Origin of the sequence: Microbacterium sp. (assembly GCF_047971895.1) — a bacterium.
Lineage (GTDB): Bacteria > Actinomycetota > Actinomycetes > Actinomycetales > Microbacteriaceae > Microbacterium.
The window spans coordinates 21,490-29,515 of sequence record NZ_JBKEAF010000090.1; the positions used below are offsets into that span (position 1 = coordinate 21,490).

The 8,026-nt window shown below is 70.6% G+C and carries 6 protein-coding genes and 1 pseudogene; 4 read left to right on the forward strand and 3 right to left on the reverse strand.

The genetic code is table 11. The annotated features are described in order from the left end of the window. Window positions 1-29: 29 nt before the first annotated feature. The 3 genes and pseudogenes from ACK5IN_RS07160 (at window position 30) to ACK5IN_RS07170 (ending at window position 3,562) form a co-directional block, all read left to right on the forward strand. A complete protein-coding gene (locus tag ACK5IN_RS07160; RefSeq protein WP_416895509.1) occupies window positions 30-2,222 on the forward strand; it encodes a malate synthase G in 2,193 nt (730 codons plus the stop codon). Window positions 2,223-2,269: 47 nt separating this feature from the next. Then, window positions 2,270-2,677 (forward strand): annotated as a pseudogene (locus ACK5IN_RS07165) (EamA family transporter); the annotation flags it as partial. A 39-nt stretch (window positions 2,678-2,716) separates the two neighbouring features. Beyond that, complete coding sequence (locus tag ACK5IN_RS07170) at window positions 2,717-3,562, forward strand: EamA family transporter (protein WP_416895513.1); 846 nt, start codon at window positions 2,717-2,719, stop codon at window positions 3,560-3,562. 88 nt (window positions 3,563-3,650) lie between these two features. Here the strand turns inward: ACK5IN_RS07170 and ACK5IN_RS07175 are convergent, their stop codons facing one another. Both ACK5IN_RS07175 and ACK5IN_RS07180 read right to left on the reverse strand, forming a co-directional pair. Then, on the reverse strand, window positions 3,651-5,174 hold the full coding sequence (locus ACK5IN_RS07175; RefSeq protein ID WP_416895510.1) for a peptide MFS transporter: 1,524 nt from the start codon (window positions 5,172-5,174) through the stop codon (window positions 3,651-3,653). A 44-nt stretch (window positions 5,175-5,218) separates the two neighbouring features. Next, window positions 5,219-6,619, reverse strand: a complete 1,401-nt coding sequence (locus ACK5IN_RS07180; protein WP_416895514.1) for an MFS transporter — start codon at window positions 6,617-6,619, stop codon at window positions 5,219-5,221. Window positions 6,620-6,717: 98 nt separating this feature from the next. On the opposite strand from ACK5IN_RS07180, the gene ACK5IN_RS07185 reads away from it, so the two are divergent. Continuing rightward, the gene (locus ACK5IN_RS07185; protein ID WP_416895511.1) at window positions 6,718-7,455 is read left to right on the forward strand and encodes a GNAT family N-acetyltransferase; all 738 of its coding nucleotides are present in this window, start codon (window positions 6,718-6,720) and stop codon (window positions 7,453-7,455) included. A gap of 87 nt (window positions 7,456-7,542) precedes the next feature. Here ACK5IN_RS07185 and ACK5IN_RS07190 read toward each other — a convergent pair. After that, the coding region (locus ACK5IN_RS07190) for a hypothetical protein (RefSeq protein ID WP_416895512.1) at window positions 7,543-8,026 on the reverse strand (484 nt) is incomplete at its 5' end.

The following is an 8,026-nucleotide window of genomic DNA, read 5'->3' on the forward strand; positions in this document are numbered from 1 at the left end:
CTAGCACAGCCGATGCTACGTTCGCCCGCATGACGACCTCCCCTGCACAGACCGACACCGACACCCGCCTCCGCGCCGAACTTGCCGTCGCTGCACCCATCGACGATTTCGCGACCGCGGCACTCGCCGCCGACGGGTGCATCGATGCCGATGCGTTCTGGCAGGGTGTCAGCGATCTCGTGCACGAGCTCGCGCCGCGCAACCGCGAGCTGCTCGCCGAGCGCGCGCGTCTGCAGGCCGAGATCGACGATTACCACCGGGCGCGGCCGGGCCGGCCCGAGGCATCCGACTACCGCGCCTTCCTGACCCGCATCGGCTACCTCGTCGACGAGCCCGACCCGTTCACGATCACGACGGCGAACGTCGACGACGAGATCGCCCGTATCGCCGGTCCGCAGCTGGTCGTGCCGCTGCTGAACGCGCGGTTCGCCGTGAACGCCGCCAACGCACGGTGGGGGTCGCTGTACGACGCCCTGTACGGTACCGACGCCATCGCGCAGGACGGCGATCTCGCCGTGACCGACGGCTACAACGCAACGCGCGGGGCCGCGGTCATCGCGCGGGGGCGCAGCATCCTCGATCTCATCGCCCCTCTCGCCGCCGGGTCGCATGCCGACGCCACCGGCTACCGCATCGTCGACGGCGCTCTCGAGGTCGGGCTCGCCGGCGGCGTACGCACGGGCCTCGCCACCCCGGCCACCCTCGCCGGCTTCCGCGGCGCGGCCGCGCAGCCGACGGCAGTGCTGCTGCGCCACCACGGCCTGCACGTCGAGATCGTGATCGACCCGCAGGGCCGCATCGGCGTGACCGATGCGGCGGGCGTCGACGACATCCTCGTCGAGTCGGCCGTGACCACCATCATGGACCTCGAGGACTCGGTCGCCGCGGTCGACGCCGACGACAAGGCGCTCGGCTACCGCAACTGGCACGGCCTGCTGGCGGGCACCCTCAGCGCCGAGGTCGCCAAGGGCGGCACGACGTTCACGCGCACGCTCGATGCCGACCGCGAGTATACGACGCCCGAGGGCGGCGCCCTTGTGCTGCCCGGACGCGCGCTGCTGCTCGTGCGCAATGTCGGCCACCTCATGACCACCGACGCCGTGCGCGACCGCGACGGTGCCGAGATCCCGGAGGGGATCCTCGATGCCGTGATGACCGCGCTCGGCGCGCTCACCGACCTCCGCGGCCCGCACGCCGGGATCAACTCCCACGCCGGGTCGCTGTACATCGTCAAGCCCAAGATGCACGGGCCCGACGAGGTCGCGTTCACCGTCGAGCTGTTCGGCCGCGTCGAGCAGCTGCTCGGCCTGCCGGCGAACACGCTCAAGCTCGGCATCATGGACGAAGAGCGCCGCACCACGGTGAACCTGCGCGCGGCGATCGCCGCGGCATCCGAGCGGGTCGTGTTCATCAACACCGGCTTCCTCGACCGCACCGGCGATGAGATCCACACGTCGCTGCACGCCGGCCCGATCGTGCCCAAGGCGCAGATCAAGGCGCAGCCGTTCCTCGCGGCCTACGAGGACGGGAACGTGGATGCCGGGCTGCACGCCGACTTCCCCGGTCGCGCGCAGATCGGCAAGGGCATGTGGGCGATGCCCGACCTCATGCACGACATGCTCGAGCAGAAGATCGGGCATGTGCGCTCGGGTGCCACGACCGCGTGGGTGCCGTCGCCGACCGCCGCGACCCTGCACGCCCTGCACTACCACGAGGTCGACGTCGCGTCGGTGCAGGCGCAGGTCGCGCAGCGCGCGGTGCGCGGCATCGATGACATCCTCGTCCCGCCGCTGCTCGCGGGTTCGCTGTCGCGCGACGAGGTGCTCACCGAAGTCGACAACAACGTGCAGTCGATCCTCGGGTACGTGGTGCGATGGATCGACCAGGGCGTCGGCTGCTCGAAGGTGCCCGACATCAACGGCGTCGCCCTCATGGAAGACCGCGCCACGCTGCGGATCTCGAGCCAGCTGCTCGCCAACTGGCTCGCGCACGGGCTGGTGTCGGAAGCCGACATCGACGACAGCTTGCGGCGCCTAGCCCCCGTCGTCGATGAGCAGAACGCCGGCGACCCCGATTACGAGCCGCTCATCGGCGCCGACAGCCCGGGGTTGGCGTATGCGTCGGCGCGGCGCCTCATCGTCGAGGGTGCGGCGCAGCCCAGTGGGTACACCGAGCCGATCCTGCACGAGATGCGCCGGCGCAAGAAGGCACAGCACGCCTGACGCACGCACGTCGGTGCCAGAATACTGAGGTGCTGCCTGCCCTTGCCGTGATCGTCGCGGCCCTGTGCTTCGCGACGACCAGCCCGGCGTACGTCCTCGCGGGAACGCACGGATCGCCGCTCTCGGTCGGCGCCGCACGCCTGCTGCTCGGCGGGGCGATCCTCGGTGCCATCGCGTGGCGACAACGGGCGATATCACCGCCCCCGCCGCGGCCGGCCGCGCGGCGAGGCGTCGACCGCATCCCCTCGTGGGCATTGGTCGTCGCCGGCGCGCTGGGCATGTTCGCCTTCCAGCCGACGTACTTCGGCGGCGCCGCGATGAACGGCGTCGCCATCGGCACCGTCGTTGCGATCGGGTCGGCACCGATCATCACCGGGGTGCTCGACGCGATCATCCGCCGCCGCATCCCGACCCTGCGCTGGGGCGTCGCGACCGCCGTGGCGCTCGCCGGCGTGGTGCTGGTCTCGGGCCTCGTCGGCTCCGGTGGCACGGTGATGGATGCCGCGGGCACCGGTGTCGTCGGCGTGAGCCCGCTGGGCATCCTCACCTCGGTCGGGGCCGGTGCCTCGTACGCGGTCTACGCGATCGCGACGAAGATGCTGCTCGATCGCGGCTGGCGGGTGGGCGTCGCCGCGGGGAGCGTTTTCGGCGTCACCGCGATTCTCAGCCTGCCGGTGGTGCTGTTCACCCCGACCGCATGGCTGTTCACGACCGACGGCGCGCTGCTGGTCGTGTGGCTCGCGCTCGTGGCCACGGTGCTGGCCTATCTGCTGCTCGGCTGGGGTCTCGAACGGCTCAATCCCACGACCGTGACGACGCTGACCCTGGCCGAGCCGCTGGGCGCGACGCTGCTGGGCGTCCTCGTGCTGCGCGAGCAGCTGTCGCCGGTGTCGATCGCGGGGCTCATCGTCATCGCCGTCGGGCTGACGATCGTGAGCGTGCCGACGCTGAGGCGCCGCATCCACGTGTCGGCCGCCGTCATCTGCGATGCCGACGGGCGTCTGCTCGTCGTGCGGAAGAACGGGACGACGGCGTTCATGCAGCCGGGCGGCAAGCCCGAGCCCGGCGAGTCGGCGGCCCAGACCCTGAGCCGCGAGCTGGAGGAGGAGCTCGGGCTCGTCGTCGACCCGTCGGCAATGCGCCCACTCGGCTCGTTCACGGCGCCGGCGGCGAACGAGCGTGGCTTCGAGGTCGTCGCCGAGGTGTTCGCCGCAGACATCGGCGCGCAGCATCCCGTCGTCGCCGCAGAGATCGCCGAGCTGCGCTGGGTCGCTCGAGCCGACGCCGAGGCACTCGACATCGCGCCGCTTGCCCGCCGGTACTTCTTGCCGCCGCGCTGATCGTCGGCATGCGTCATCCCGTGACGGCGATCACCGCGAGGCCGGTGAGGCGGGTGAACCCGCGGTCAGCCGTGATCAGTGGCGGCCACTACCGCACGCCCTTCATGAGCGCGAGCACGGGCTTGACCGAGAGCCATAGGGCGATGCCGAGCACGATCGCGATGGCACCGAGGATGAGGAAGTACGGCACCTCGTTGTGCGGGTCGTAGTAGCCGGCGAGCCAGCCCGCGATCGAGGTGCCGAGCGCCACCGACAGGAAGTACAGCGCCACCATCTGCGTCTGGTACTTCTGCGGCGCCAGCTTCGTCGACGCCGACAGGCCGACGGGCGAGATGAACAGTTCGGCCACGGTGAACACGAACAGGATGCCGATGATCGCCAGCAGCGGCGTCGAGTTCGCCGGCCCGTTCGCGAACGGCAGGAACAGCAGGAACGCGATGCCCATGACGATCGCGCCGAGCGCGAACTTCACGGGGGTGGATGGCTGGCGCGCAGCGAGCTTCGTCCAGATCGCCGCGAACACACCCGACAGGATGATGATGAAGATCGGGTTGATCGAGTTGACCCACGAGATCGGCATCTCCCAGCCGAAGACGCTGCGGTTCAGTCGCTCGTCGGAGTAGATCGTCAGCACCGTGAACTGCTGCTGATAGAGCGACCAGAAGCCGACGTTCACGATGAACAGCGGGATGAACCCGAACACCCTCGAGCGCTCGGTCGCGGTGACGCCGCGCGAGGCCGTGATGACCGCGAAGTAGGCGATGGCCGCACCCAGCGTGACGACGATGACGATGAGCGCGAGGTTGTCGGCGCGGATCACCCCGATCAGCACGAGCACGACGATCACCACGATGCCGACCACCGCGATGCCGGCGGCCCGCAGCCGGTGTGAGCCGGGCAGCGGGTTGGGCACGGCTCGCGACTCGGCGGGCAGCGCCTTGCGGCCGAAGGAGTACTGGATGAGCCCCGCGGCCATGCCGACGGCCGCCAGGCCGAAGCCCCAGTGGAAGCCCATCGTCGACTGCAGCAGCCCCGTCAGCAGCGGGCCGAAGAATGCGCCCAGGTTGATGCCGAGGTAGAACAGCGAGAAACCAGCATCCCGTCGCGTGTCGCCGGGGGCGTACAGGGTGCCGACCACCGACGTCGCGTTGGCCTTCAGCCCGCCCGAGCCGAGCGCGACGAGGATCAGGCCGACACCCAGCCCCCACACGTTCGGCAGCAGCGCCAGCGCGATGTGACCGCACATGATGACCCACGCGCTGTAGTACAGCACGCGCTCCGACCCCAGCAGCCGGTCGGCGATCCACGCGCCGAGGATCGTCGACAGATACACCGTGCCGCCGTATGCGCCCACGATGCCGGTCGCGACGACCTTGTCGATGCCCAGCCCGCCCTCGGTGACCGAGAAGTACATGTAGATGAGCAGGATGCCCTGCATGCCGTAGAAGCTGAAGCGCTCCCACATCTCCACGCCGAAGATGTGCGCCAGTGCCCGCGGCTGCCCGAAGAACCTCGTGTCCCCATCGCCGGACCCGGTGGCGCCCGCGGCGGCGGTCGCGCCCTCCGGCGGGCCCACCGGCACCTCGTCGGGAGTGTCATCGCGTGCGCTCATGGGTCACACGCTATCGCCACGGCGCGCGCAGTGGCAGAGGCGGTTCACTCCGGCAGCGACGGATGCCGCTCGTGCGGGTCGCGGCCGCGCGGGATCAGCAGCGCCAGCACGAACGCGGTGACGGCTGCGACCCCGCCGAGCACGAACGACAGCTGCCAGGCCGCGGAGGTGGGCACCGGCATCCCCTCGAAATCGGTGGAGTTCGTCGCCAGCACGACGCCGATGACCGCCGCCGCCGTGCTCGTCCCGAGTGAGCGGAACAGCGTGTTGAGCCCGTTCGACGCGCCGGTCTCGGTCTGCGGCACCGACCGCATGATCAGCATCGGCATCGCCGCGAACCCGAAGCCGATGCCCACGCCGATGAGGATGTTCGCGACGAGGATCTGCCACACCTCGGCGGAGAAGAGCAGTGCGCATCCGTAGGCCACAATGAGCGCACCCGCGCCCAGCAGCAGCAGGAGCTTGGGACCGAACAGTCGTGCCAGGCGTCCCGAGAACGGCGAGATGACCATCATCACCAGGCCCGACGGCATGATGATGAGGCTCGCGCCGAGCAGCGTCAGCCCGAAGCCGCCGGCGGCGGCCGGCACCTCGAGCAGCTGCGGGTACACGACGTTCGACGAGAACAGTGCGAATCCCATCGCCACGGACGCGAGGTTGGTCAGCAGTACCGGGCGCCGCGCGGCGATGCGCAGATCGAGCAGCGGGGCGGGTGTGCGCAGCTCGTACCAGCCCCACAGAAGAAGGACCAGGATGCCGCCCAGCCCGCATGCCAGGACGGCCGGCGAGCCCCAGCCCCACTCTGCGCCGCGCGAGATTGCCAGCAGTACGCCCACGAGGCCGAGGGACAGTCCCGCCGCGCCCACGTAGTCGAAGCGCCCGCCCGTGCGCAGCACACTGACCGGCACGATCCACAGCACGAGCGCGAACACGATCGCGCCGAGCGCGGCAGACGTCCAGAAGAGCATGTGCCAGTCGCTGTGCTCGGTGATCAGCGCGCTGATCGGCAGCCCCAGGGCCCCGCCCACGCCCATCGTCGCGCTGATGAGCGCGATGGCGGTGTCGACGCGGCGCTCGTGCAGCACGTCGCGCAGGATCGAGATGCCGAGCGGGATCACTCCGCTCACCGCGCCCTGCAGGGTGCGCCCCACGATGACGCCGACGATTCCCGGCGACACGGCCGAGATGACCGAGCCGACCACGAGCACCGCCAGCAGCACGAGCACGATGCGCCGCTTGCCGTACATGTCGCCGAGCCTCCCGGCGATGGGCGTGATCACGGCCGCGGCCAGCAGTGTCGCCGTGACGACCCACGCCGTGTCCTCCCGGCTCGCGTTCAGCAGCTCGGGCAGTTGCGCCTGGATCGGCACGACGAGCGTGAACATGAACGACGAGCACAGGCCGGCGACGGCCAGCACGGCGACGATGGCGCCCTGCGGGGGCATCCGGGTGAGACGGCGACGCGCGTTCTCATCTCCCGACCTCACTCCGCCAGGCTATCGGTGTACGGCGCCGGTGGGCGCGGCGGCGCTATCGTGTGTGCATGCAGGAACTGCCCGCCGACGCCCTGGCGGAGGCCGAGACCCCGCCCGGCATCGAGATCCGCCCGCTCGACACGGTCGGCGAGGTGTTCCGCGCCGCCGACGTGCTCTCGGAGGTGTGGGGCGGCGATCGCAGCGGCATGCCCCCGAACCTGCTGCGCGCCCTCGCCCATGCCGGGAACTATGCGGTGGGGATCTACGACGAAGGGCAGATGGTCGGCGCATCCGTCGCCTTCTTCGCCGCCCCCGGTGCCCGTTCGATGCACTCGCACATCACCGGCCTGCTGCCCGGTCAGCGCCGCCGGGGCCTCGGGCGCCTGCTCAAGCGGCACCAGCGCGAGTGGGCGCTCGCACGCGATGTCGGGCACGTGACGTGGACCTTCGACCCGCTCGTGGCGCGCAACGCGCACTTCAACCTGCGTGTCATCGGCGCCCGCATCACCGACTACCTCGTGAACCAGTACGGCCCGATGGACGACGGCGTGAACCGCGGCGATGAGTCGGATCGGCTCATGGTGTCGTGGGCGCTTGCCGCGCCGCCCGCGCAGACGCCGCGGGAGGACAGGGTCGTCGCGGCCGTCGCGGTGCCGCCAGACATCGAGGCCCTGCGCGATGCCGACCCCGCCGAGGCCGGGGCTTGGCGCCCCCGCGTGCGCGAGCAGTTCCTTGCCCACCTCAGCGACGGACTGGTCGTCGGCGGCTTCGACGCAGCCCGCGGCTACCTCTTCGTGCGCCCGTAGCGCCCGCCCGTCGGGCGGGTGCACATCCTCCGGCGTCTCGATCGCGCGCAAGGGGTCGGCCGTGACGCGCTGCGGGCGGTGTGAGGCTCAGGTCGGCCCGTCCTTCGTGAACGGCACCGGCTTGCCGGCGCGGAAGAGCCCGTCCGGGTCGTACGTCGTGATGACCGCGCACAGACGATCCCAGGTGTCCGCCGGGAACAGCTCGCGCGTGTCGATGGGAGTCTCGACGAACCCGGCGAACTGACCGACCGAGAGGGGGGCGACGATCTCGTCCAGGCGCTTCTGTTCGGCGACCACCTCGGGAGCGCGCGCAGGGTCGGCCAGGATGCCCACCGAGTACATCGTGATCTCGCCGGGCACCGTGACACGCACGCCGGCATCGGGCGCCGCGCGGTGCAACGAGCCGCGGGACGAGACCGGACCGGGAGGATCCATCGTGATGCCGGCGATGTCGACCGGGGGCATCAGCGCGAAGGTGGATACAGAATCCAGTATTGCGTTCTTGGTGCGACCGGCGTAGCGTGTGCACAGACGGTTCGCATGACCGGCGCCTGCTGAGTCCCGACTTGGG